The following is a 23,329-nucleotide window of genomic DNA, read 5'->3' as shown; positions in this document are numbered from 1 at the left end:
TGAAAATCTACTTCTTCGGTTCAGCGTCCGTAGTCCACTCCTCCACTGGGGCCAGCTTCAGGTCCTTCAGCCCTGGCTCAATCGCTGCCTTGTCTCCCACCGCAACGATGACGCTCTCGTCCGGGCGAACATATTTGGTAGCGGCTTCCGCAGCCTGAGCCGACGTAACTGTCTCAAACTGAGCGGGCAGCTTTCCAAAGTAATCCAGTGGCAGGTTGTAGATCCACAGCTGCGCCATCGCCGAGGCCAATGCGGCATTGGTCTGGAACTGCCCCGGCAATGAGTAGACTGCGTTGTCCTTCGACCTCTTCAGTTCGTCCGGTGTGAGCGGCGTGGTGTGGATCTTGTTCAGCTCGCCGATCAACTCCTTCACCGCAGGAACGGTCACATCGCTGCGGATGTCGCTGCTGGCAACGAAGTATCCCGTCAGACGGCGGAAGGCAAACTGCGTGAATGCGCCATAGGTATAGCCGTGATCTTCGCGCAAATTCAGGTTGATGCGCGAAGAAAAGGAGCCGCCCAACGAGGTATTCATCACCTCAATGGCCGGATAGTCCGGCGTCGCGCGCGAAGGTCCGCGCTGCATCACCACCAGCGCCGTCTGCGGGCTTCCCGGCTTGTCCACCACAAGGATGCGATGGCTGAGAGGCTTCCCGGATGCTGCGACAGCCGGTACTGCGGGTGCAGTGGAACTCCACGTACCGAAGTACTTGTTTGCCATCTCTCTCGCTTGCGCGACGGTGATGTCTCCCGCAAAGACCAGCACGGCATTCTTCGGCCCGTAGTGGTTGTTGTAGAAGCCCGCGAGATCTTCGCGCGTTGTGGCTGTGGTGGATTCGGTGGTTCCGCTGGCCGGATAGCCATACGGCGAATCCGCTCCATAGAGCGCACGCAGACCGACCTTCGAGGCAACGGCTCCCGGCTCTTCGCTACTCTGCAGAATCGCCGTCTTCCGGCGTGCGCGGACGCGTTCGATCTCCTTCGCATCAAAAGCAGGATGCTGCGCTACGTCAGCGAAGAGTTCCATCGCCGGCGTGGAGGTATTTGTGAGGGTCGACAAGCTAACCTCGGCAATCTCCGTTGCGGCACTCGCGCCCAGAGCAGCACCGAGGTCCGCCGAGAGGTTGGCAATCTGTGTCGACGACCGCGTCGTCGTGCCCTCATTCAAGACCGACGACGTGAAGCCCGCAAGCCCGGGCTTCGCTACAGGATTCTGTGCGCTGCCTGCATTCGCAACCAGATCCACAGAGATCAGAGGAAGCTTGTGGCGCTCCGTCACAAGAACCTTCAGACCATTGGAAAGGGTGAAGGTCACCGGAACAGGCAGGTTCACCTTGGGCGTGGGGCCAGCCGCTGGTGGGTTATCGCGGAACTTCTGCGATGCGTAAAACTCCGGCGTATATTCCTTGTCGAACTTGAAATCCTTGTCCGTGTCTGCGGGGCTCTGCGGAACGTCCTGCAGCTTCTTCTGTCCCGCGATGATGGTCACCACTGCGCGCTTGTTCGACACAAGATACTGCTTCGCAGCCTCCATGACAGAGGCCTTGGTGGCGGTCTCGTAGCGCGCGAGGTCCTTGGGCAGGTAGCCGGGATCTCCCTTAGCCTGGTTGTACTGTTGCAGCGTCTCAGCTACGGACTGCACATCTTCCAAAGGACGAATCAGGCTGGCTTCGGATTCGGTACGTGCGCGCGACAACTCCTCGTCCGTCGGCCCGTTGGCGATGAAGTCCGCAAAGACCTTGTCCGCCGCGGCTTGCAACTGCTCAGGCTTTACCCCGGGGCGCGCGATCAACTGGCAACCGAAGATGGAGGTCAGATGCATCGACTGCTGAAAACAACTCGCTGCCTGCGCGATCTGCTGCTTGTAGACCAACTCCTGGTACATGCGGGAAGACTTGCCTCCACCCACGATTGCTGAGATCAGGTCCATCTCCGCGTCGCCGGGCGTAAGCGAGGCAGGTGTGATCCATCCCATCAGAAGCGCGGGAAGCTGCACGCGGTCGGTCAGTGTCACGTCGCGCTCGGAGGTGATCGCCGGCGTGACTGCCGATGCGGGAGTGGGTTCTGCACCGCGCTGCAGCGGACCAAAGTACTTTTCGATCATCGCTTTCGCTTCAGATTTTTTGAAGTCGCCCACCAGCGTCAGCGTAGCGTTGTTCGGCGCGTAGTACTGCTTGAAGAAGTCGCGGATATCACCGATGCGCGCAGCTTCGATGTCCGCATGCGATCCCATCACGACGCCATAGTAAGGATGTTCCTTCGGCAGAAGCGCGTGGAAGAGCGTCTCGAATCCCATGCCGTACGGAACACTCTCCGTGCGCTGGCGACGCTCGTTGCGCACAACATCGCGCTGAATGCCCAGCTTCTCGCGGTCGACGGTATCCAACAGGAAGCCCATGCGGTCGCTCTCCAGCCAGAGTCCCAGAGCAAGCTGGTTGGAGGGAACAGTCTCGAAGTAGTTCGTGCGGTCGAAGGAAGTCGAACCATTTACTTCGCCCGCGCCTGCGCCCTGCAGAAGGCGGTCCGCCGCGCGGTTCGGCACATGGCCTGAACCGGCAAACATCATGTGTTCGAAGAGATGCGCAAACCCGGTACGTCCTGCACGCTCATTCGCCGCGCCTACGTGAAACCAGACATCTACCGAGACCACCGGAAGCGTGTGGTCTTCGGAGAGGATAATCTCCAATCCATTGGGCAGCGTGTACTTCTCAAAGGGAATATTTGGCGCGACCAGCTTGGGTGCGGGCGCCTGTGCCACGGAGAGCATCGGTACAGCGAAGCCAATCGAAAGTGCGAGAACGAGGGCGCGGCGGTGGAACTTCATGGGCAAGGACTCATTTCTGTGCGACGGTCTTGAAGAAAATTCTTGAGGTGGGAAGTTGTCAGAGGTAAGACGTTTGCGGACATGATTCCGGGAGTTTCACCCAGTGGAGGCAGAATATCAAAGGCGTTCCATAAAAAAGCGATTTAAACGAAGCTGACCCGCATGCTGAGCATGCGGGTCATCGAGAAAGGGATGAAAACTTAAGCTGCTGCTGCCTGCACAAAGCCATCGCAACCGCTGATCGGCGTGACCTTCAGGTGAAGTGACGCATGCTTTGGATGACCGCATTCGTCCAAAATTGTCGTTTCGGCCTGCTTGCTGCTTACAATGCTCACAAGCACATCGGTTTTGGCATGGTTCTCGCCATAATGGCCACAGAGTCCACATTGTCCATCCTGAACTGACTGCATATCGAACCTCCTGAACTTGTCTAAGTAGATTGAAAAACTCACCGGCGCGTTGCCCGCACAACCGCCTGAATCAAACCTACTAACCACTTTATTTTCTGTAAATTGCGACTCAGTTAGACCGCAATATCTACGACCAAAACTGTCCGCGAACGAGATTTCGCTAAGTCGCAGATATGCTTGGAAGATGTGCGCAAAGCGTGACCGGCAGGAAGTAGCTGTTCCCCAACTCAGCGTCGAAGAAATTATTCTCTTCCGGCGCAAGCTCTCTGCCTGGTACCGCCGCCACGCCCGCGTCCTTCCCTGGCGCACAACCGTCGAGCCTTACAGCACGTGGCTCAGCGAGATCATGCTGCAGCAGACACGCGTCAACGCCGTCATCGATCACTTCAACCGCTTCCTCAAGGACTTCCCCACCATGCTCGCACTTGCTTTGGCGGACGAGGACGCCGTCCTCGCCGCCTGGAGCGGCCTCGGCTACTACCGTCGCGCACGCATGCTGCATCGCGCCGCCAAGTTCGTTGTGGAAGAGCACGAAGGAGAGCTTCCCAGCACGGCAGCGGAGCTTCGCCGCCTCCCTGGCATTGGCGAGTACACCTCTTCGGCGATCGCCAGCATCGCCTTCGGCGAGTGCATCGCCGTCGTCGATGGCAACGTGGAGCGTGTCCTCCTCCGCATCGCCGGTCGCCCCGAGGACAAATCCGCCGCGGGTCGTGCCCTCATCACGCAGCAGGCACAGGCCCTGGTGCCCGCACGCAAGCCCGGCGACCACAATCAGGCCATGATGGAGCTCGGAGCGACCGTCTGCCTTCCACGCGGCCCTCTCTGCGTCGTCTGTCCCGTTTATGAACTCTGCCAGACACGGGGCGAGCACGTCACCGCTCCGCGCAAGAAGCTACTCAGCCGCTTGATTCGCTACGGCCTCGTCCTCCGTATGCGCCGGGGAGAACAACAGGTCCTCCTCTGTCGTCGCGCAAAGACCGAGAGCCTGATGCCGAATATGTACGAGCTCGCTCCCCTCGAAGACGCTCCCGAGGGCGAAGAGCCTACGCTGCGCCTTCGCCACAGCATCACCAGCACCAACTACTACGTTGAGGTCTTCACCTTTCCGTCGGAGACATTCTCCGGAGACGGTCTAACATGGATGCGTACCAGCGCTCTGCACCGTCTGCCGCTCACGGGCCTCGCCCGCAAAATCCTGGAACGCACCAACGTCATGCCACCAGCCCTTAACCTTTTAGAGAAAGAATCCAAATGAAGATACTCGCCCTCCTGAGCTCCGTGGCACTTCCTCTCGCTGCCGCCGCGCAGATGGTTCCTCCCGCGGTCAAAGCCGCCGAGCAATCCATCGACACCGAAAAGATCCGCGCCCACGTGCGCTTTCTCGCAGACGATCTTCTCGAAGGCAGAGGCCCCGGCCTGCGCGGCTCCGAGATCGCGGCGCAGTACATCGCCACGCAGTTCGCCCTCGACGGCCTAGAGCCTGCGGGCGACAACGGCACGTACCTGCAGCAGGTGAAGTTCGTCGGCGTCAAAGCCGACCCGGAGCATACCAACTACACGTTGGAACCAACCAAGGGCAAAGCGATCAAGCTGACCTTCGGCGAGGACTACACCGCATCCAATCAGCAGCACAACCCCACGGCGGACTTCGATGCACCCATCGTCTGGGTCGGCTACGGCGCGCGTGCGCCTGAGTTCCAATGGGACGACTACGCTGGCCTCGACGTCAAAGGAAAGGTCATCCTCTGCATCGTGGGCGATCCACCCTCGGACGACCCGAAGTTCTTCGGCGGCAAGGCCATGACCTACTACGGCCGCTGGACGTACAAGTTTGAAGAGGCCGCGCGCATGGGAGCCATCGGAGCGCTCATCATCCATCGCACGGACCTCGCCAGCTACGGCTGGGATGTCGTCAAAAACTCCAATACCGGCGAGAAGACGTATCTCGCCGATGACGCGAATCCCAAGCTCGCGGGAGCTTCGTGGATTCAGCTTGAAGTGGCACGCAAGATCTTCGCAGCCAGCGGCATGACGCTTGAGGATGCCTTTGCCGCCGCAGGCAAACGCGGCTTCCAAGGCATGGAGCTTCCCATCAAACTCAAAGGGCACGTCGAAAGCTCGATCCGTCCTTTCCTCTCGCCCAACGTCATCGCAAAACTCCCCGGCACGAACGCTCCCGGAAAAGATCAGGCCGTCCTCTACTCCGCACACTACGATCATCTCGGATTCAAACCGGGTATGGCGGGCGACAACATCTATAACGGCGCGGTCGATAACGGCGTAGGTGTAGGCCTTCTTCTGGAGCTTGCGCGCGCCTGGTCTACGCTGAAGGTCAAGCCGGCCCATTCGGTGTACTTCGCCTCCGTCACCGCCGAAGAGCAGGGGCTTCTCGGCTCCGAGTATCTCGGCCAGCACCCGCCCGTACCGGCAGCGCAGATCGCGCTCGACATCAACTTCGACGGGATCTTTCCCATCGGTGTTCCGGAAGAGGTCAACGTCAACGGTGCGCAGCGTATGACCTTCTACCCCACCGTGCAGGCGACAGCAAAACGGCTCGGTCTTGCGATCGTCCCCGATCCCCGGCCGGAGGCTGGCACCTACTACCGCTCCGACCATTTCTCGCTGTCGCGTGAAGGCATTCCTGCTTTCTCTGTAGACCCCGGCTCGAAGTACGAAGGCCACGACGCCGCCTGGGGAGACGCGCAGGAGCACGACTATAACGAGCATCGTTATCACAACTTCTCCGACAACTACACGCCGGAGATGGATTTCCGGGCTCCCGCCAAGCTCGCTCGTTTTGGCATGGAACTTGGCTGGCTCGCCATTTCTGCCCCGCATACCATCGAGTGGAACCACGGGGATGAGTTCGAAGCAACCCGCAAAAAGAGCGAACGCTAAACACTTTCTATCTGGACGCCAATTGGTTCACGGCGCATCCAATCAACCGCAGCATATTTCAAGGAGATACGAACATGGCGACAGAACGTAGCAGCAGCGCAGTATGGCAAGGCGGACTCAAAGATGGCAAAGGCACCATCAGCACACAGAGCGGCGTGTTGAAGGACCAGGGTTACTCCTTCGTCTCGCGCTTTGAAAACGGCAAGGGCACCAACCCCGAAGAGCTGATCGCTGCCGCGCACGCGGGCTGCTTCTCCATGGCGCTCTCCGCCGAACTGGAAAAGAACGGCACCAAGGGCGAAGAAGTCGCCACCACGGCCAAGGTGATCCTGGAGTTCGTGAACGGCGCACCGACGGTCACCAAGATCCACCTCACCACCACCGCCAAGGTTCCCGGACTAGACAAAGCCAAGTTCGACGAGATCGCCAAGGCCGCAAAGGAAAACTGCCCCATCTCACGCCTGCTCGCAGCCGCTGAAATCACCCTCGAAGCAACACTCGCATAAGCAACTCCGCGCTGTAGTAAAACAGCGTCATCCCACGCGACCCCTTTGTCATCCCGTAGCAAAGCGAAGGGATCTGCTTTTACAACAAGAGAGGCCCGGCATATCGCCGGGCCTCTTGTTGTGCTTTTTAGGGTTCGTAATGCCTGTCAACCGGAAGAAAAATGACCGGGGCTTTGATAAATTAGCCGCACACCGAACAAATCTGGAGTTCCATGTTTTACCTAGCTACTTGGGTCTCAGCAGCAAGGAGAGCGAACGTGATCGCCCGGATATTGAACTTTTTGAAGAATTTGAGACGCGGATTTGGCTACTGCTCTACCTGCCATAACGAGATCGGCACCAACAAAGACTGCCCTGAGTGCAATCAGTACGACGTAGAGAATCAAATCTTCCAGATCTAAGCGGCCATGCCGATGTCTTCCTCGGGGAGATGACGTCAACCACGACTTCGTCGAAGACAGCTTATCCCTGAGTTCTTTGAAGTTTCGCGCCATGGTTGTACTGCCTACGAAGCGTCTGCTTGGATTCTGAATCAACCCGCTTACAAGAGAGGCCCGGCAACACTGCCGGGCCTCCTCTGTTTTGCTTTAGAGCGGGATCCGCTTCTGATTTACACGTATTGATAGCCCACTTTGATTGTGTCGGCACCCGGATTTCCCAGCTGATAGACAAGAAAGTCGTTTGGTCCAACCGAAATCACGTTTTGCCCCAGGTTGATCGGGGTAGTGCTTCCTCCCTGATGCCAAATCTCAATCATCTGCGCTTGTGCACTGCCATATTCGTAAAATACCCACAAGTTCCCGCCTTGCGGCAAGACGATCAGGGTTGTCCCTGGCCCAATCCGTTGCTGATGACAATCCAGTAAGTCGAAGGGAAGGTTTGAGAGGTAGCGGTCGAGGTAAGTTTTGCGCGGAACTGCTCTACATGTTGATTCGCATCGGTCCAATTCATCATGTTCTCCTTAGATTGCTCAGAGTGGAAACTATCTGTGATGAGTTCTTAGGCACGCGACTTTAACGCCCAAGTTGAGATTCACGGACACAGCAAGACTTGCAAGCCGTGCCGTGCGGTTATAAACCAACCCCGGACGCATGGAATGATTATTTTTGAAGCAGGCGCGGGAATCAGGTCCAGATCAAACTAATTCCCAAATTGGACTTGCCTCACCAGATAAGCGCTTTCTGGAGCCTGCAAGAGATCCAACACTCCCGATTTATTTTCGCCCTAGTGAACCGGAGCATCCTTAGCCATCTTTGCCGGTTTACCCACAATCCACACCAGCGGCACGACCGCCAGGCAGAAGACCATCAGTACGCTCATGATGTCGAGGTACGCCAGCATGGACGCCTGCGAGTGCACCTGGTTGTAGATATTTCCCTGCGCCGCCGCAATCGTATCGCTGGAGCTCCCGGCTCCCGTATGCCCCTGCAGAAAGCTTGATAAGGAATGGATACGCGCCTGGAAAGCGGGATCGCCGTTGGTCAAGTTGCGCCCCAGAACTGCCTGGTGCGTCTGGGATCGCCGCGCCAGCATCGTCGCTACGAACGAAGTGCCCACGGAGCCACCCACATTACGTGCCAGGTTTGACAGACCGGAGACGTCGTTATTCTGCGCCTGCGGCACACCGTTGTAGCTGATCGTGTTGATCGGGATGAAGAGGAACGCCAGCGAGGCCGCCTGGTAGATACGCAGCCACATGATGTCCTTGAAGCTCGACTGCAGACTCAGCGAGTGCATGCGGTAGAGCGACCAGGAGAGCAGCAGGAAGCCAAAGGTGATCATGTAGCGCGGATCCACACGCGAGATCATGAAGCCCACCACCGGCATCATCAGCATGATCGTAAAGCCGCCCGGGGACAGCACGAATCCAGCCAGCTCCGCCGTATAGCCCAGCAACGTCTGCACATACTGCGGTATCAGAACGGTCGAGGAGTAGAGCGAGAAACCGAGAACGAAGAGCAGAACAAACGCCACGGCAAACGACTTCCGTTTGAAGAGCGTCAGGTTCAGGATCGGTCGCTCCCCTATGCGCAGCTGTCGCAGCTCCCAGTAGATGAGCGTAACCAGCGAGACCACGCAGAGGCCGATGAAGAACGTGATCATGTGCGATCCGAACCAGTCATCCTCCTGTCCCTTATCGAGCACAAACTCCAGGGATCCAAACCCGAGACCGAGGAGCGCGAAACCGAAGTAGTCCAGGTTGATGCCGTTCTTTTTGGACAGCGCCACTTCCTTAACAATGTGTGGCGGATCTTCCACCATCTTGTTCGTCAGGTAGAGCGAAAGAAGAGCCACGGGCACATTAATGAAGAAGATCCATCGCCAGGTGTAGTTATCGGTGATCCAGCCACCCAGCGTCGGTCCGATCGCCGGCGCCGCCACGACCGCCAAACCATACAGAGCAAAAGCCTGCCCTCTCTGATGCGGTGGAAACGTGTCGGCGAGAATCGCCTGTTCGCTCGGTCCCAGCCCGCCGCCGCCCGCACCCTGCAGAATGCGGAAGAAGACCAGCATCGCGAGCGAAGGTGCAAGACCGCACAACATGGAACTGACGCCGAACATGACGACGCACATCATGTAGAACTTTTTGCGTCCGATAAAAGTCGTAAAGTACGCCGAAGCCGGAAGGATCACGGCGTTCGCCACCAGGTAGGACGTAATCACCCACGTCGCTTCATCGGAGCTCGCGCCTAGACCGCCCGCGATATGCGGTAGCGCAACGTTCGCGATGGAGGTGTCCAGCACCTCCATAAAGGTGGCCAGCGTAACCGTCAGCGCGATCAGCCACGGATTCCCCCGGGGCCGCCACGGCTTTTCTGCAATCACCTCTTGCGGGTGTCCTGTCTCTGCAACTGCCGTTTGCGCCAATTGAACCTGCCGGGTTTATATAAAAGTCTCTTACTTCGATTCTTCCCGGAGAACACCGGATGCACTTTATCCCATTTTGGGTAGGAGCCTTCATGGCATTAACGCGGGGGAAGCTCCTTTTAGCTGGAAGCTCCAGACCTCGATAACGTCGTATCCTGTCTAGAACTTATGCAAACCACACAGAAACGCATCTGCATCGATATGGACGAGGTCATGGCGGACACCGTAGCCGAACACCTCTTCCGCTACAACCGCGATCATGGCGGGCAGATCACCAAGGCCGACATGCAGGGCAAGTGGCTCTGGCAGGTCGTCCCCGTCGATCACCACAACAAGCTGGAAGAATATCTTCGCTCGGAAGACTTCTTCGACAGCCTTCCGGTCATGCCGGATGCGCAGCGTGTTCTGCAGCGCCTGCAGCAGCACTATGAGATCTTTATCGCCTCGGCAGCGATGGAGGTGCCTACGTCGTTCGCTGCGAAGTTCCGCTGGATGCAGCGTCACTTCTCCTTTATTCCGCCTTCGCACATCGTCTTCTGCGGAGACAAGACCATCCTGAACGCAGACTTCCTGATCGACGATAATGCTCGCCAATTTCGTGGATTTCGCGGCGAAGGGATACTCTTCGACGCTCCGCACAACGCACTCGTCACCTCTCATCGCCGCGTGAGCTCGTGGCTTGAGGTGGAGAAGTTGTTTCTCGACGACATGAACCTTGCCTAAGGCTTAGCTCGCGCGCGGTATGTCAGTGCCTGTCGGTACCTCTGAACGAGGTTTGATATTCCTTATGGGGAGGTGCTGAAGAGGTCCCGAGGCCATGGTGACAATCAGCGCCGACGCAGAATTCACGCCCACGCAACCATAACTGTGCGGTACATTCGAATCGAAGTACACCGCATCTCCTTGTTCCATCTGATAGCTCTCCGCACCATGCTGAATCGCCATTGTGCCCTTCAGCAGGTAAAGAAACTCGCATCCTGAATGCTGATGCGCTTTACCGCCGTGTACACCCGGCAGAAATTCCGCAAAATAGGGGTCCAGCGCCCGGTCCGGCACCATGTAGCCGAGACTCTCGAAGTAGTACGCTGGTTGGTCCGCACCCGTCTGGGGCAGACGTACTCGTTCCTTCCCCCGATGGATGCGAAAGAGCGTCCGGGGTTCAGGTTCGAAAAAGTAGTTCAGGTCCTTTGAGAACACCATTGCAATACGTGCAAGGTTCCTTAAGGTCGGAACGACGCGTCCTGTCTCTAACTGCGACAGAAAGCTCGCAGAAAGACCAGTGTGTCGACCGAGTTCTACCAAGCCCATGGATTTTTTGAGACGGAGTGCCTTGATACGTTCGCCAATTCGTTTCTCGGTTATGAACGCTTCGGCATCCTCACTTTCGATTTGGATGCCAGTCGTATCGGGGAGTGCACGTGTAGCCATGGGGCGCCTCTTTCTGCTCTATTGCGATACTGAACACTAGCGCAATGCCTGACATTGAACACTATGATTGCGTCAATTGGATACCCATATTAATGTGGTCGCATTTAAATATCCTCGCTCAAATATCAATTTGATAAGAACTACGTCTTGGAACGTTTTTTGGATTGGGTCAACATACGAAAACCTTGGGTGGACAGATTAATTCCCATTTTGGGCCCCTCGCGGCTTCGGTGTAGCCTAAGCTCATCGTGAGCATTCAGAGACATCTACCGGCCGGAATCGCCCTTGTGGCAATCGGTCTGGGCCTTACCGGCTGTGCCAGTCCAGGTCTTCCCAAAGCACCCTCGCTGAACCTTCCTAAAACTGCCAACGACCTGACCGCGCAGCGCCGTGGCTCCTCCGTCCACCTGCAATGGACAACTCCAGAGCGCAATACGGATGGCCTCCTTCTGATTCCCCCGGCTTCGCGTAAGAAATATCTGGCTCCAACGGCCGAAATCTGCCGCACCGAGACCCCGAATGCCATCGCCTGTGCCGTTACAGGCCGCATTACAACCCATCCCGGCGCGGCGGAGAGCTTCGACGACGTCTTACCCCCCGCACTGCAGGCCGGGCCCGTGCGTGCCCTCCAATATCGCGTCCGCCTGCTGAACGCCGCCGGACGAAGCGCCCCTGCCGCCACTGTCCTTGCTCCCGCAGGGCAGGCACCACCGCCGACCGCTGGTCTCCGCGTGCGCGCCGTCCGCCAGGGCGCGGAACTCGCCTGGAATCCGGTCGGCGACTCAGTCTCAGGCGAGACCGTCCACATTCTGCGCAGCAGCGCTGATGCGCCGGTGGTCGTGAAGACAGCGAAAAAGAAATCCAAAATCTATAAAGGACCATCTTCCAGCCAGCCTGAGGCCTCGCAGCTACGTCTTGAAGCTAGCCCCGATCCCGGTGGAGCCGTCGACCCCTCCATCATCAGCGGCGAAAAATATATCTACACCGTCGCCCGGGAGCGTTCCGTCACCCTCGCAGGCCACGCCTACACCGTCTCCAGCGACCTCTCTACAGTCACGAGCTCCGCGCTCACGGACACCTTCGCTCCCCGTGCCCCCACGGGTCTGGACTCCATTGCGACACCGAAATCCGACGAGAGCAAGGTCTCCATCGACCTCTCCTGGGAACCCAATGCGGAGACCGACCTGGCCGGATATCTCGTCTACCGTAAGGATTCCGTCTCGGGCATCACCGCAAAACTGACTCCGCAGATCCAGCCTGGAACCGCCTTCCACGACGAAGTCCTTCTCGCGGGCCGCAAGTATATTTATTGGGTCACCGCCATCGACCGTTCCGGAAACGAAAGCCCCCGAAGTTCTTCCACAGAAGAAACGCTCCCATAGGGGGGTCCGGGCATCTCACCATTGCGCGTAAAATTAAGGCAACCTGTTGTGCGAGGAGATCTCTGATGGCAACACTTCTGGACCAGCTCAAGCAGTTCACCACCGTGGTTGCGGACACCGGCGACATGCAGTCGATGGAAAAGTTCAAACCGACGGATGCTACGACCAATCCCTCCCTTATCACCGCAGCTGCAAATATGCCTGCCTATTCGCAGATTGTCGACGATGTTCTCAAGACCGCAAAGAAGAACGCGGGCGAGAATGCCGACGATAAGAAAGTCGCGGCAGAAGCCTTCAAGATGCTCGCCGTGGCCTTCGGCCGCAAGATTCTGGAGATCGTCCCCGGACGCGTCTCTACCGAAGTAGACGCCCGCCTGAGCTACGACACAGAAAAGACCTTGGCCGAGGCCCACGCCATCATCAAGCAGTACGCCGATGCTGGTGTCAGCAAGGACCGCATCCTGATCAAGATCGCCTCCACCTGGGACGGCATCAAGGCTGCGGAGCAGCTGGAGAAGGAAGGCATTCACTGCAATCTGACCCTTCTCTTCGGTCTACACCAAGCCATCGCCTGCGCCGAAGCCAAGGTCACGCTGATCTCGCCCTTCGTCGGTCGCATCCTCGACTGGTACAAGAAGGACACCGGCAAGGACTACGCTCCGACCGAAGATCCCGGCGTTCAGTCCGTCACCACGATCTATAACTACTACAAGAAGTTCGGCTACAAGACCCAGGTCATGGGAGCCAGCTTCCGCAACATCGGCGAGATCGAACAGCTCGCGGGCTGTGATCTGCTGACCATCGCTCCCAAACTCCTCGATGAACTCAACTCCAAGGAAGGCACGCTGGAGAAGAAGCTTGATGCCGAGAAGTCCAAGACCCTAACCATCGAGAAGATCCCGATGGACAAGGCCACCTTCGAGAAGATGCACGCCGAAGATCGCATGGCCCACGACAAGCTGAAGGAAGGCATCGAAGGCTTCTCCAAGGCGCTCGAAGAGCTCGAAACCCTCCTTGCCAAGCGCGTCGCTGAACTGGCGAAGTCCGAGCCCGTCAACGCATAACGTTTTTTGGATCCAAAAGGGGCGGCCACGGTTCAACGTGGCCGCCCTTCTTATTTCCTCAGAAGATTGCTCGGCACCGTGCTTAGGCGACTTCCGCGTAAGACACCTTCGGGAAGTCGATCTCTACGTCCGTCGCCACATTGAAATAGTTGGTGAAAACGTTGAGGGCAACATGCGCGATGATCTCCGCGATCTCGCCTTCAGAGAGGCCGGCATCGCCTACGGCGGCGAGGTCGGCTTCGCTGACCTGCCCCTTCGTTTCCAGAACGCGCTTCGCGAACGTCAGGGTCGCCGTTGTCTTTGGGTTGCTGCCATCACCCTCGCGGCTGGCGACGATCTGACCATGATCCAATCCAACCATTTTGCCAATTGCCGTGTGGGCTGAGAGGCAATAGTTACAGTGATTCTCCTGCGCTGTGAGCAGGGCGATCTGCTCGCGGGTCCTGGCGTCCAGCAGACCACCGGCAAGCGCGCCGCTGAAGCCCAGGTAGGACTCGAGCACGACAGGCGAAATGGCCATCACGCGGGTCATGTTCGGCACAACACCGAGCTTACCCTTTACGGCGTCCAACAGGTTCTTCGCTTTTCCATGAGCGGTGGAGGGATCAACAGCATGCAAACGGGACATTTTTATTTCTCCTTTAGTTTGGCCGGCCCTCAGGCCGGTTCTATTTGTTACGCCTTAAAAGATTACCGACCGTTCGGTAGGGATTCTAAATTTATTTAGAAATTCAAAACCCTCCCAAATGCCGGGCATAGGTCTAAGAGGAGAGGTTTAAATGGCACACCGCACCATCAGCGACGAAGGCTTTCTTGCAACCGCGCGTTGGACCTGTTTCGCACTTACGGGTTTGAGGGAGTAAGCCTGAAGCGGCTTGCGGAGGCAACTGGCTTTGAAAAAGCGAGCCTTTATTACCGCTATCCCGGCGATAAGGACGAGATTGCAATGGCGATCGCCAAGGATGTATCGGCTGGCTTCAGACCAACGTCTTCGATTCACCTATCGGTAGCGGCCCAAGTCTCTGCCCGATCTTCTGACTGCAGTTTGACGTGGTGGTGAAGGCGCGCTTCTCACCCTTTGGGTACTCTGCGGGCAAGATCGAAGCCACCACTTCGATCTCGCCGCAAGGTAGTTGTTACAGGATGTAGCGGCTCAGGTCCTGGTTCTTTACGATGCTGGCTACCTGCTGCTTCACGTACTCCGGATCGACGACGATCACCTTCTCGATGCCGTGCTCCGTGTGCCGCTCAATCACCGGCAGAGGCTTTCCCGGCTCCGCATTGAGCAGGCTCATCTGCGGAGAAGGCTGAATCGATGCAGGCTCTACCTGCCCGACCACGCCTTCTGCATTCGTCTTCGATGAGCGCAGAATGTCCGGCGCCTGGAAGCTGATCTCATCCAGAACGCGCTCCATGATCGTATGCAGGCGACGTGCGCCGATGTTCTCCGTCTGCTCGTTCACGTTGAAGGCAAAGCTCGCCATCTCCGAGAGAGCCTCGGGCGTGAACTCCAGCTTCAGACCTTCGGTGCCCATGAGCGCAATCGACTGCTTCACCAACGAAGACTTCGGCTCCGTAAGGATACGTACGAAATCTTCCACCGTGAGCGAGTGCAGTTCGACACGGATCGGGAAACGGCCCTGCAACTCCGGGATCAGATCGCTGGGCTTCGAGACGTGGAACGCACCCGCAGCGATAAACAGAATGTGGTCGGTCGAGATCATGCCGTACTTTGTGTTGACGGTAGTTCCTTCGACGATGGGCAGAATGTCGCGTTGCACGCCTTCGCGTGAGATATCCGGACCATGCCCGCCTTCGCGCCCGGCGATCTTGTCGATCTCATCCAGAAACACGATGCCGGAGTCTTCCACGCGATCGATCGCAACGCGCGTCACCTGGTCCATGTCGATCAGGCGCGACTCCTCTTCGCTGATGAGGTACTCGAAGGCCTCCGCAACCTTCATCTTGCGCTTGCGGCTGCGCGGTCCGAACAAGCCAGGAAGCATGTCCTTCAGATTCATTCCGCCGTTGGGCCCTGTAGCATCGGCGTCGTCGCCACCCTGCACGCCTACTACTTCGAAGTTGGGCTGGTTACGATCACGAACATCGATCTCCACAATGCGCTCGTCCAGCTTGCCTTCGCGGAACTGCATGCGCAGCTTCTCGCGCGTGCGGCTGCCGGGTGTTTCTTCTTTGGCCTTGTCTGTTCCTTCGGCTTCAAGAGCCACAGGTTCGGCCAGAACTTCTTCAGGATTCGACGGCGTAGGAGTGGTCACAGGAGATGGTGGCAGAAGCAGATCGAGCAGACGCTCCTCCGCGTTCATCTCGGCCTTGTCCTCGACCTCCTCCATCTTCTCTTCGCGCACCATGTCGATGGCGATCTCCGCAAGGTCGCGGATGATCGACTCCACATCGCGCCCGACGTAGCCCACCTCGGTAAACTTGCTGGCTTCGACCTTCAGAAACGGCGAGTTCGTCAGCTTCGCCAGGCGGCGCGCAATCTCCGTTTTGCCCACGCCCGTGGGTCCGATCATGATGATGTTTTTCGGCATGATGTCGTCAGCGAGTTCTGGCGGAAGCTTCTGTCTGCGCTGGCGATTGCGCAGAGCAATCGCAACAGCGCGCTTTGCGGCCTGCTGGCCGACAACGTACTTGTCCAGCTCCGCAACGATCTCTCGCGGAGTCATCTCTTCAAACGTCTGTGCCTGATCTTCCGCCGCGGCGGGGAGAATGATGGCCATGCTGTCAATCCTTCTTGTGGCTACGTGCCGAGTTCTTCAATGGTGACGCTGTCGTTCGTGTAGATGCAGATTTCTCCGGCGATCTTCATGCTCTTCTCGGCGATCTGGCGCGCGGTGAGGTCCGTGTTCTCCATCAGCGCGTAGGCCGCTGCCTGCGCGAAGCTGCCGCCCGAACCGATCGTAGCGACGACACCCACACCGCCAGCAATCGCATCCGGTTCGATCACGTCGCCGTTGCCGCTGAGCAGGTAGACCTGATTCACGTCCGCCACAATCAGAAGGGCTTCGAGCTGACGCAGCATCTTGTCCGTACGCCAGTCCTTGGCAAGCTCCACCGCGGCACGGGAGAGGTTTCCAGCAAACTGCTCCAGCTTGGATTCGAAACGGGCGAAGAGCGAGAACGCATCCGCCGTGGAACCTGCAAAGCCAGCCAGCACCTTGTCCTGATAAAGGCGGCGAATCTTCTTCGCGCCATGTTTCATGACGGCGGAGCCGAGCGTGACCTGTCCGTCGGCGGCCATTACGACGTGGCCATTGCGACGGACACAGATGACGGTCGTGGAACGGATCCGACGTCCTTCTCCGAGGTCATAGGAGTGGGACGAAAGAGGCTTGGAAACCAACTGCGTTTCCTGCGTACTTGTGCGATTCGATATCGAAATGTTCTGTTTTTCGGTCATTTTATGAGCAGTTAAAACTATACGCCCGCGGGGTGAGGTAGGATGCCCTAAGAATGATGCAACCGCGAATGCATCTCCACTTCACCTCCTGGCGAGAAAACCTGCATCTCGGGTGGCGCGTGCTGGCACAGCATCGCGTCGAAGCTGGCGTCGTGGCCGGGGTTGCGGTCCTGTTGCTCTGCGGAAGCCTCTACCTTCACTTCCGCAAAAAGCCTTCGCCGGAAGAGATCGAGCGCCGCCGCTGTCTGCGACTAGTGCAGGTGGGTCGGCTCGTCGACGGCACCATTGTGGAGACCGGTGAACATCCTGAGGGCGTGGTGATGTTTACCTATCGCGTGGCCGGGGTGCAGTACACCTGCGCGCAGGACCTGAGCACCGTACCGAATACCGCTGGCAACTTCCGCGTCGATCTCCCCGTGCAGGTCCGCTACGACCCGCGCAACCCGTTCAATTCGATCGTGGCGGCGGAGACTTGGAGCGGTCTCCGCCTCACGTAGCGGAGCGCGATTGGATGCGCCTCCGGCGCATAACAAAAGCAGATTTCTCCGCTCCCGCTACGCGCTCGGTCGAAATGACGGTGTGTGGTGTGGGTGAGGTCTCCGTCATCTCGACCGGAGCGACAGCTTCACCGTCGCGCAGCGGAGAGATCTGCTTCTTTCCTGCTCCACCCCCCAATTTCACCCGGAAGAGCTTCTTTCGCTATTCTTCAAACTTCTTCTCTTCCATCGCAGCAGGTGATTCGTCAATCTGCGCCGGAGCAAAAGCATGCGGCGCCGTCGGCCCCGCGCCCAGCTTCTCGCCCGCGCCGGACATCGTTTGGCCGGTGAGCGCAGAGGTCACGGCAGTATCCATCATCAGCTCCGCAAAGCGATGCGTCGCCTTGTCCAGCACGTCGATGCCACGCCGAATGAGCTTGTAGTCTCCGCCACGAATCGAGGCTTCCAGCTCGCTGGAAGCGGCATGGATCTTCTCGATCTCATCGGAGGAGAGCATCTGCCACGCGGCATGCGATTGCCCCTTCTTTACGGCTTCCAGGATCGTCTGCGCCTCGTTGGTGGCTTCGATCAGCTGGCGCGCGGCGATGTCCTCTTCCGCGTTATCGAAGCTGGAGAGGATCATGTCCTCCACCTGCTCGTCGGTGAGGCCGTAGCTCGGCTTCACCTCTACCTCGGCCTCCTGGCCGCTGCGCTGTTCGCGAGCCGACACGTGCAGAATGCCGTTGGCGTCGATGAGGAACTTTACCTCGATACGCGGCAGACCCGCCGTCATGGGAGGGATGTTCTTCAGGTCGAAGCGCGCCAGAGAGCGGCAGTCCTTCGCCAGTTCGCGCTCGCCCTGTACTACGTGGATGGCGACATTCGTCTGCCCGTCCACACCCGTGGTGAAGTGCTCTGTGGCCGAAGCGGGAATCGTGGAGTTTCGCTGGATGATCTTAGCGACGACTCCGCCAAGGGCTTCAATGCCCAGCGAGAGCGGCGTCACATCGAGCAGAAGCATCTCGCTCGTAGCCGCGGAACCGCCCGAAAGAATATCCGCCTGCACCGCCGCGCCCAGGGCGACGACTTCATCTGGATTAAGATCGGTGTGTGCCGACTTGCCGCGTGCCGAAAGCTGGAAGAGCTCGTCTACAAGCTTGCGCACGGCGGGAATACGCGTGCTTCCGCCGACGAGAACCACCTCGTCGATCTGCGCTGCTTCCAGGCCCGCGTCCTTCAACGCGAGCTTCGCGGGCTGCTCTGTGCGGGCGATCACCTGCGCGATCAGGCCTTCGAACTGGGGGCGCGTGATCTCGCGGCGATAGGCTTTCCCGTCGGCAAGCGTCACGTCGAGCTTCGCGCTTTCCCCGTAGGAGAGAGCGATCTTGGCTTCGATGACGGCCTTGCGCACGGCCTGCACGGTCGCGGGATTCTTTGCGGCCTCCGGATCGATCTCGTTGGCGATTTCGTCGAGCGCGATGTGAATGAGGAGATTGTCGATATCGTCGCCGCCGAGGTGCGTGTCACCGTTCGTGGCAATCACCTCGAAGATGCCCTCGTGCAGCTTGAGGATGGAGACGTCGAAGGTGCCTCCGCCGAAGTCGTAGACGGCGATGGTGCTCGAGGCGGTCTTGTCCAGCCCGTACGCCAGTGCCGCAGCGGTCGGTTCGTTGACGAGGCGAAGAACTTCGAGACCCGCGATGCGGCCTGCATCCTTCGTCGCCTGACGCTGCGCGTCGTTGAAGTACGCGGGCACGGTGATGACGGCCTTGGTCACAGCCGCGCCGAAGTAGCGTTCAGCGTTGCGGCGAAGCTGCTGCAGCACCAGAGCGGAGATCTCCGGCGGCGTGAACTGCTTGCCCCCCACCTGCAGGCGAAGGACCTCTTCGTCCTTCTGATCGGCGGCAAGATGGAAGGGAAAGAGCTTCAGCTCTTCGCGCACATCGTCGATGCCGCGGCCCATCAGGCGCTTGGCGGAGTAGACGGCGTTGCCAGGCGTATCGCGCAGCGTGCTGCTGGCGGCGTTGCCGATCAGGATCGTTTCGCCGTGAATCGCCACGACGGACGGCACGAGGTTGACGCCATCTTCGCCGGGAATGACGGCGGGAACGCCGTTCTGCATAAACGCAACGAGGGAGTTGGTGGTGCCGAGGTCGATGCCTACGACGCGGTCCCGGGAGGGGGTGCTGTTCTGGTCTGCCATATCACTCTCTATTGTCACTCACTTTGGATGAGAGGCGGCAGAACGGCGATTCCCAGGGTAAGGAAGACGGTTTCTGGTTCATAATGGCTCCGTCGCGGAACCTCCGCGCGGAGGCCATTTCTATGACGATGAAGTCGCAGCTCATTCCAGCAATAAGCTACCGCGATTGCGTCCGGATGATCGATTGGTTATGCGATGCGTTCGGATTTAAAAAGAACGCAGTCTACATGGAATCGGACGATACGGTGGCACACGCACAACTGACGCTGGGAGATGGCATGGTCATGCTGAGTTCGTATCAGAAGCAGGGCGAAATGCGATCGTCCTTCGCCATGCCGGATGAGGTCGGCGGTCGCGAGACGCAGACCTGTTGCGTCATTACAGAAGACTGCGACGGGGTGTACGCCAGCGCGAAGGCTGCGGGCGCAAAGATGATTCTGGATCTGAAAGAGCAGGACTACGGCGGAAAGTCTTTCTCCTGCGCCGACCCTGAGGGGCATATCTGGCACGTCGGAAGCTACAACCCTTGGGCCTAACCCAATTTTGAAGAGCTTCGTGCCCCATTCTTTCGCGCTTCTGCGAAAGGGTGGAGTCGCGCGGAGCGCACAAACCAGATTCGTCAGGAAACAAATCCGGGTGCCGGGTGCCCCATACATCGCGCTCTTTGCGATGTATGGGTATTCGCGCAAAGCGCGAACCGCTTCTAAATCTAGGCCCTCATCGAAAATTCAGGACGGGATCAACATCCCTCCCGCACATCGCAAGAAACGCGATGTGCGGGGCACCCAGAGTCCTAGTCCAGCGCGAGATTCACATCCCGAACAAGATTCCGCAGGTAGCTGCGACGATTGAGCGTGGCAACCATCTCGTCCTTCGCAGCAGCTTTCGCGCCATCGTCGCCAGAGCCTACAGCCGCGTCCCACGACTGCCAGAGTGCTTCCAGTTCCCTGCCTGAAGCCCCCAGCATCGCGGTAAAGTTCGTCTTCGCCGATTCGAGATCCTTGCGGAGCTGCGGATCGTCATCGCCACCCGCCTTGGCCATCTTCATCTCTTCCAACTGCATGTTCAGCTCAAAGGCCTCTTCCAGAAGGTCAGGAGGAACGATCTGCTTCTTCGCGGTGCCGGAGGCCTTGGCAGCTTCGGTGGCGCGGACGGACTGCTCTTCCAGTTCAATGCCTTCGAGCTCCAGCAGGTACTCCGTGCGGCGGATGGGGTCCTTCAACGCGCGGTAGGCGTCGTTCAGCAGAGAAGACTGCTCGGTCGCCGCGGCCTGTTCCTCCGCCGATTTGGAGGCAAAGCGGTCGGGGTGGAACCTGCGCGAGAGCACGTAGAACTCCTTCTCCAGCGCGGCGGCATCGAGGTTGAGCTTGGGGGGGAGCGAGAAGAGTTCGAAATAAGTCATCGTATCGATACTTTACAGAGATCCGGAGGAACGTTTTTCGCGGAGATTCCCCGTCTGTTTTTGATCGAACGATCAGGACAGAACTCAATTTTGACGGGAAGCAAAAACCACGCGAAAGTTGCATATTTTTGCTGCCTGGACCCGGAGTAGGCTGAGGAAATCTTGCAAAACCTTACGGTTTCCTATTCTTACGGGCTTATCGCGGTTTCGATCATGCTGGCCATCCTGGCAGCTTATGCCGCCTTCGGAATTGCCGACAGGATGCGCCGGGTCCCGGGGCGATTGAATCAGCTGAAATGGCTGATCGGCGGAGCGTCGGCCATGGGCTTCGGCGTCTGGTCCATGCACTACATGGGTATGCTGGCGGCCAAGCTGCCGGTCCCCGTCTTCTATTACGTTCCAACCGTGATCTGGTCGCTTGTGCTGGCGATGGCCGCATCGGCCGTCGCGCTGCTTGTAGCGAGCACCGGGTCTCCCGACTGGAGACACTTCACCGGTGGCGGCCTGCTCATGGGCAGCGGCATCGCCGGCATGCATTACATGGGCATGGCCGCAATGCGCACGAGCGCGATGCATCACTACTCCCCCGACATCGTTGCATTGTCGATTGCGCTGGCTGTTGCACTCTCCACGGCTGCGTTGTGGATGATCTCTCTGGTCCAGGAAAACGAAGCCGGTGGAGGTCAGTACCGTGTGATAGCAGGCGTACTGATGGGGCTGGGCATTGCGTCCATGCATTACGTTTCCATGGCGGGCGTACGATTTCACACGGACGCCATGCCCTTTTCGCTGCAGAACACCATCAAGGTCTCACTCCTCGGCGAGACCGGCGTCGCCGTAACTGCGCTCCTCGTCCTTCTGAAAGCGCTTGTCTCCGCCGCGACGGACAAACGGATGTATCGCAAGCTCCAGATCGCGCATGACCAGCTGGCGGCCTCGCAGGCAGCACTTCTGCAGAGCCAGACGGAGCTTCGCGAGGTCAACGCGTTGCTCAGCGAACTCTCGATCCGCGATGGTCTTACCGGGCTCTATAACCGGCGGCATTTTGATAGTTATCTGAACCTGGAGTGGCGTCGTGTCCCGCGTGTAAAGAAACCGATGGCTCTGCTTTTACTGGACGTTGACCATTTCAAACAGCTCAACGATCACTACGGGCACCAGTACGGAGACGACTGCCTCCGCGATATCGCCCGCATCCTCGAGACGCAGCCGCGCCGCGCCAGCGATCTGGCCGCTCGATTCGGCGGAGAAGAGTTCGCCGTCCTTCTACCCGGTTGCGACCTTGAAGGTGGCCTGGAGGTCGCCGAAAGGATCCGCGTGGCCATCATGGAGACCGGTGGAGAGCACTACTCCAATCCAGAAAAACGGATGACTGTGAGTATCGGTGTGACCTGTTATCTTCCCGCGACGGACGACTCTCCTGAAAGAATGATCGGACGCGCGGACCAGGCCATGTACAAGGCCAAGGGCGCGGGGCGCAACTGCGTCATCGGAATCGCAGGAGAGGCCGCGCTTCTCAAGATTTAGCTCTTCTGCCCCCCTACGGTCGATCGAGGAAATCCAGAAGAGCCGTGTTGAAAAGAGTAGGAGCCTGCAGGAACGCAAAGTGACTGGCATTTGGAAGGATGAGAAGGCTGGCGTTGGGAATCATCGCCGCAATCTTCTCGGTATGGCCTTGGACGATGCCTTCATCGTGATCGCCATCCGCGGCGAGGACGGGTGTGTGAATGGTGGCGAGTTGCGCTGCCGTCCAATCGGGCTGAGAAAACCACATATGTGAGATCTGTTCGGTGAACGCGTCGTACTCCGTCGGCGTGGGCGAGAGGCGACGGTACTCCTCTCCTCCGCGACGCATGAAGGCGGCGAAGTTGGGGTTCTTATCCACGTCTTTGCGCACTCCATCCGTCGTTACGTTGGCCGCGAAGGCGAAGACGCGGCGGACGCGCGATGGATGACGAAGAGCGAGATCGATGCCGAGAATCGCTCCGTCACTCCAACCGACAATGTCCGCCTGAGGAATATGCAGGCTGTCGAGCAGGGCGACGACGTCGTCTGCCATGAGGTCATAACCGAAGGGCTGCGCGCTCCGTGTGCTGCGTCCGTGTCCTCGCGAATCGACAAGGATGACCGAGTGATGAGGATGGAGGGCACGCACCTGGTTGCCCCAGTAGTCGCTGTTGGCAAGGCCTCCATGCAGGAGAACAACCGGTGTGGAATGTCCGCCGTCGGCGGCAGGAAGTGTGGCATAGAAGAGCCGAATGCCGTTAACCTCCGCGTAGTGCTTCTGTTCACCAGCGACAGGTGCGGGTGTCGGCGGAAGCGTCTGCCAGCGCTGTTGTGCGGCGAGCGGGACAGAGGCAAGAAGCAGAGCACGGACGAGTTCTTTGAGCATCCTCAACAGTTTAAGCAGACCGCGTCGGATGCATTTTCAAAAAAGCACTTTGCTT

Annotated in this window: 22 protein-coding genes; 10 read left to right on the top strand and 12 right to left on the bottom strand. The window is 58.5% G+C overall.

Translation table 11 applies throughout. The features are described 5' to 3' along the window. Positions 1-7: 7 nt before the first annotated feature. Together ACIPR4_RS00765 and ACIPR4_RS00760 are read right to left on the bottom strand one after the other, a co-directional pair. On the bottom strand, positions 8-2,824 hold the full coding sequence (locus ACIPR4_RS00765) for a M16 family metallopeptidase (RefSeq protein WP_013566730.1): 2,817 nt from the start codon (positions 2,822-2,824) through the stop codon (positions 8-10). 200 nt (positions 2,825-3,024) lie between these two features. Next, positions 3,025-3,234 carry a hypothetical protein gene (locus ACIPR4_RS00760; RefSeq protein ID WP_013566729.1) on the bottom strand — a complete coding sequence of 70 codons (210 nt, stop codon included), beginning with the start codon at positions 3,232-3,234 and terminating at the stop codon, positions 3,025-3,027. A gap of 184 nt (positions 3,235-3,418) precedes the next feature. Here ACIPR4_RS00760 and ACIPR4_RS00755 point away from each other — a divergent pair, with 184 nt between their 5' ends. From ACIPR4_RS00755 to ACIPR4_RS00745, 3 genes are all read left to right on the top strand, one after another. Continuing rightward, the gene (locus ACIPR4_RS00755; protein WP_013566728.1) at positions 3,419-4,489 is read left to right on the top strand and encodes an A/G-specific adenine glycosylase; all 1,071 of its coding nucleotides are present in this window, start codon (positions 3,419-3,421) and stop codon (positions 4,487-4,489) included. Then, positions 4,486-6,132 carry a M28 family peptidase gene (locus ACIPR4_RS00750; protein ID WP_013566727.1) on the top strand — a complete coding sequence of 549 codons (1,647 nt, stop codon included), beginning with the start codon at positions 4,486-4,488 and terminating at the stop codon, positions 6,130-6,132. Before ACIPR4_RS00755 ends, ACIPR4_RS00750 begins: the two co-directional genes overlap by 4 nt. A gap of 74 nt (positions 6,133-6,206) precedes the next feature. Beyond that, positions 6,207-6,638 carry an OsmC family protein gene (locus tag ACIPR4_RS00745; RefSeq protein WP_013566726.1) on the top strand — a complete coding sequence of 144 codons (432 nt, stop codon included), beginning with the start codon at positions 6,207-6,209 and terminating at the stop codon, positions 6,636-6,638. A gap of 819 nt (positions 6,639-7,457) precedes the next feature. Here the strand turns inward: ACIPR4_RS00745 and ACIPR4_RS23265 are convergent. Next, on the bottom strand, positions 7,458-7,592 hold the full coding sequence (locus ACIPR4_RS23265; protein WP_281046994.1) for a hypothetical protein: 135 nt from the start codon (positions 7,590-7,592) through the stop codon (positions 7,458-7,460). A 270-nt stretch (positions 7,593-7,862) separates the two neighbouring features. Beyond that, positions 7,863-9,506, bottom strand: coding sequence for a DHA2 family efflux MFS transporter permease subunit (locus ACIPR4_RS00735; protein WP_049780748.1), 1,644 nt, complete (start codon positions 9,504-9,506; stop codon positions 7,863-7,865). Between the two features lie 168 nt (positions 9,507-9,674). On the opposite strand from ACIPR4_RS00735, the gene ACIPR4_RS00730 reads away from it, so the two are divergent. After that, complete coding sequence (locus ACIPR4_RS00730; RefSeq protein WP_013566723.1) at positions 9,675-10,229, top strand: 5' nucleotidase, NT5C type; 555 nt, start codon at positions 9,675-9,677, stop codon at positions 10,227-10,229. A gap of 3 nt (positions 10,230-10,232) precedes the next feature. On the opposite strand, the gene ACIPR4_RS00725 is transcribed toward ACIPR4_RS00730, so the two are convergent. Further along, positions 10,233-10,934, bottom strand: a complete 702-nt coding sequence (locus ACIPR4_RS00725) for a helix-turn-helix domain-containing protein (protein WP_013566722.1) — start codon at positions 10,932-10,934, stop codon at positions 10,233-10,235. 248 nt (positions 10,935-11,182) lie between these two features. Between ACIPR4_RS00725 and ACIPR4_RS00720 the strand changes: the two genes are divergently transcribed. Then, positions 11,183-12,316, top strand: coding sequence for a fibronectin type III domain-containing protein (locus tag ACIPR4_RS00720; RefSeq protein ID WP_144312261.1), 1,134 nt, complete (start codon positions 11,183-11,185; stop codon positions 12,314-12,316). A 65-nt stretch (positions 12,317-12,381) separates the two neighbouring features. Beyond that, on the top strand, positions 12,382-13,380 hold the full coding sequence (locus ACIPR4_RS00715; protein WP_013566720.1) for a transaldolase: 999 nt from the start codon (positions 12,382-12,384) through the stop codon (positions 13,378-13,380). An 82-nt stretch (positions 13,381-13,462) separates the two neighbouring features. On the opposite strand, the gene ACIPR4_RS00710 is transcribed toward ACIPR4_RS00715, so the two are convergent. After that, positions 13,463-14,008 (bottom strand): carboxymuconolactone decarboxylase family protein, encoded by a 546-nt coding sequence (locus tag ACIPR4_RS00710; protein ID WP_013566719.1) that lies wholly within the window; start codon positions 14,006-14,008, stop codon positions 13,463-13,465. 198 nt (positions 14,009-14,206) lie between these two features. Between ACIPR4_RS00710 and ACIPR4_RS23025 the strand changes: the two genes are divergently transcribed. Beyond that, complete coding sequence (locus ACIPR4_RS23025; protein ID WP_245536413.1) at positions 14,207-14,440, top strand: TetR/AcrR family transcriptional regulator; 234 nt, start codon at positions 14,207-14,209, stop codon at positions 14,438-14,440. A gap of 76 nt (positions 14,441-14,516) precedes the next feature. Here ACIPR4_RS23025 and hslU read toward each other — a convergent pair whose 3' ends face one another. Together hslU and hslV are read right to left on the bottom strand one after the other, a co-directional pair. Further along, positions 14,517-16,121, bottom strand: coding sequence for an ATP-dependent protease ATPase subunit HslU (hslU, locus tag ACIPR4_RS00705; RefSeq protein ID WP_013566718.1), 1,605 nt, complete (start codon positions 16,119-16,121; stop codon positions 14,517-14,519). 20 nt (positions 16,122-16,141) lie between these two features. Then, positions 16,142-16,744: an ATP-dependent protease subunit HslV gene (gene hslV, locus ACIPR4_RS00700; RefSeq protein WP_425358303.1), complete on the bottom strand. Its 603-nt coding sequence runs from the start codon at positions 16,742-16,744 to the stop codon at positions 16,142-16,144. Between the two features lie 110 nt (positions 16,745-16,854). Between hslV and ACIPR4_RS00695 the strand changes: the two genes are divergently transcribed. Then, on the top strand, positions 16,855-17,298 hold the full coding sequence (locus ACIPR4_RS00695) for a DUF3592 domain-containing protein (protein ID WP_013566716.1): 444 nt from the start codon (positions 16,855-16,857) through the stop codon (positions 17,296-17,298). On the opposite strand, the gene ACIPR4_RS00690 is transcribed toward ACIPR4_RS00695, so the two are convergent. Together ACIPR4_RS00690 and hscA are read right to left on the bottom strand one after the other, a co-directional pair. Beyond that, positions 17,291-17,482: a hypothetical protein gene (locus tag ACIPR4_RS00690; protein ID WP_144312260.1), complete on the bottom strand. Its 192-nt coding sequence runs from the start codon at positions 17,480-17,482 to the stop codon at positions 17,291-17,293. The genes ACIPR4_RS00695 and ACIPR4_RS00690 overlap by 8 nt on opposite strands. Before the next feature lie 18 nt (positions 17,483-17,500). Continuing rightward, the gene (gene hscA, locus ACIPR4_RS00685) at positions 17,501-19,480 is read right to left on the bottom strand and encodes a Fe-S protein assembly chaperone HscA (protein WP_013566715.1); all 1,980 of its coding nucleotides are present in this window, start codon (positions 19,478-19,480) and stop codon (positions 17,501-17,503) included. Positions 19,481-19,602: 122 nt separating this feature from the next. Here hscA and ACIPR4_RS00680 point away from each other — a divergent pair, with 122 nt between their 5' ends. Further along, positions 19,603-20,016 carry a VOC family protein gene (locus ACIPR4_RS00680; protein ID WP_013566714.1) on the top strand — a complete coding sequence of 138 codons (414 nt, stop codon included), beginning with the start codon at positions 19,603-19,605 and terminating at the stop codon, positions 20,014-20,016. 257 nt (positions 20,017-20,273) lie between these two features. Here the strand turns inward: ACIPR4_RS00680 and hscB are convergent, their stop codons facing one another. Further along, positions 20,274-20,882, bottom strand: a complete 609-nt coding sequence (hscB, locus tag ACIPR4_RS00675) for a Fe-S protein assembly co-chaperone HscB (RefSeq protein ID WP_013566713.1) — start codon at positions 20,880-20,882, stop codon at positions 20,274-20,276. 162 nt (positions 20,883-21,044) lie between these two features. Between hscB and ACIPR4_RS00670 the strand changes: the two genes are divergently transcribed. Continuing rightward, the gene (locus ACIPR4_RS00670; RefSeq protein ID WP_013566712.1) at positions 21,045-22,409 is read left to right on the top strand and encodes a diguanylate cyclase; all 1,365 of its coding nucleotides are present in this window, start codon (positions 21,045-21,047) and stop codon (positions 22,407-22,409) included. A gap of 13 nt (positions 22,410-22,422) precedes the next feature. Here ACIPR4_RS00670 and ACIPR4_RS00665 read toward each other — a convergent pair whose 3' ends face one another. Continuing rightward, the gene (locus ACIPR4_RS00665) at positions 22,423-23,274 is read right to left on the bottom strand and encodes an alpha/beta fold hydrolase (RefSeq protein WP_013566711.1); all 852 of its coding nucleotides are present in this window, start codon (positions 23,272-23,274) and stop codon (positions 22,423-22,425) included. Between the last annotated feature and the right edge of the window lie 55 nt (positions 23,275-23,329).

Source organism: Terriglobus saanensis SP1PR4 (genome assembly GCF_000179915.2).
Taxonomy (GTDB): Bacteria; Acidobacteriota; Terriglobia; order Terriglobales; family Acidobacteriaceae; genus Terriglobus; species Terriglobus saanensis.
Note: the sequence above shows the minus strand (reverse complement) of the source record. Positions and strands in the feature narration are given on the sequence as shown.

Excerpts from the sequence above, each read along its gene's own strand:
- ACIPR4_RS00765 (WP_013566730.1), bottom strand. The coding sequence starts at position 2,824 with ATGAAGTTCCACCGCCGCGCCCTCGTTCTCGCACTTTCGATTGGCTTC.
- ACIPR4_RS00760 (WP_013566729.1), bottom strand. The coding sequence starts at position 3,234 with ATGCAGTCAGTTCAGGATGGACAATGTGGACTCTGTGGCCATTATGGC.
- ACIPR4_RS00755 (WP_013566728.1), top strand. The coding sequence starts at position 3,419 with ATGTGCGCAAAGCGTGACCGGCAGGAAGTAGCTGTTCCCCAACTCAGC.
- ACIPR4_RS00750 (WP_013566727.1), top strand. The coding sequence starts at position 4,486 with ATGAAGATACTCGCCCTCCTGAGCTCCGTGGCACTTCCTCTCGCTGCC.
- ACIPR4_RS00745 (WP_013566726.1), top strand. The coding sequence starts at position 6,207 with ATGGCGACAGAACGTAGCAGCAGCGCAGTATGGCAAGGCGGACTCAAA.
- ACIPR4_RS23265 (WP_281046994.1), bottom strand. The coding sequence starts at position 7,592 with ATGATGAATTGGACCGATGCGAATCAACATGTAGAGCAGTTCCGCGCA.
- ACIPR4_RS00730 (WP_013566723.1), top strand. The coding sequence starts at position 9,675 with ATGCAAACCACACAGAAACGCATCTGCATCGATATGGACGAGGTCATG.
- ACIPR4_RS00725 (WP_013566722.1), bottom strand. The coding sequence starts at position 10,934 with ATGGCTACACGTGCACTCCCCGATACGACTGGCATCCAAATCGAAAGT.
- ACIPR4_RS00715 (WP_013566720.1), top strand. The coding sequence starts at position 12,382 with ATGGCAACACTTCTGGACCAGCTCAAGCAGTTCACCACCGTGGTTGCG.
- ACIPR4_RS00710 (WP_013566719.1), bottom strand. The coding sequence starts at position 14,008 with ATGTCCCGTTTGCATGCTGTTGATCCCTCCACCGCTCATGGAAAAGCG.
- hslU (WP_013566718.1), bottom strand. The coding sequence starts at position 16,121 with ATGGCCATCATTCTCCCCGCCGCGGCGGAAGATCAGGCACAGACGTTT.
- ACIPR4_RS00695 (WP_013566716.1), top strand. The coding sequence starts at position 16,855 with ATGATGCAACCGCGAATGCATCTCCACTTCACCTCCTGGCGAGAAAAC.
- hscA (WP_013566715.1), bottom strand. The coding sequence starts at position 19,480 with ATGGCAGACCAGAACAGCACCCCCTCCCGGGACCGCGTCGTAGGCATC.
- ACIPR4_RS00680 (WP_013566714.1), top strand. The coding sequence starts at position 19,603 with ATGACGATGAAGTCGCAGCTCATTCCAGCAATAAGCTACCGCGATTGC.
- hscB (WP_013566713.1), bottom strand. The coding sequence starts at position 20,882 with ATGACTTATTTCGAACTCTTCTCGCTCCCCCCCAAGCTCAACCTCGAT.
- ACIPR4_RS00665 (WP_013566711.1), bottom strand. The coding sequence starts at position 23,274 with ATGCTCAAAGAACTCGTCCGTGCTCTGCTTCTTGCCTCTGTCCCGCTC.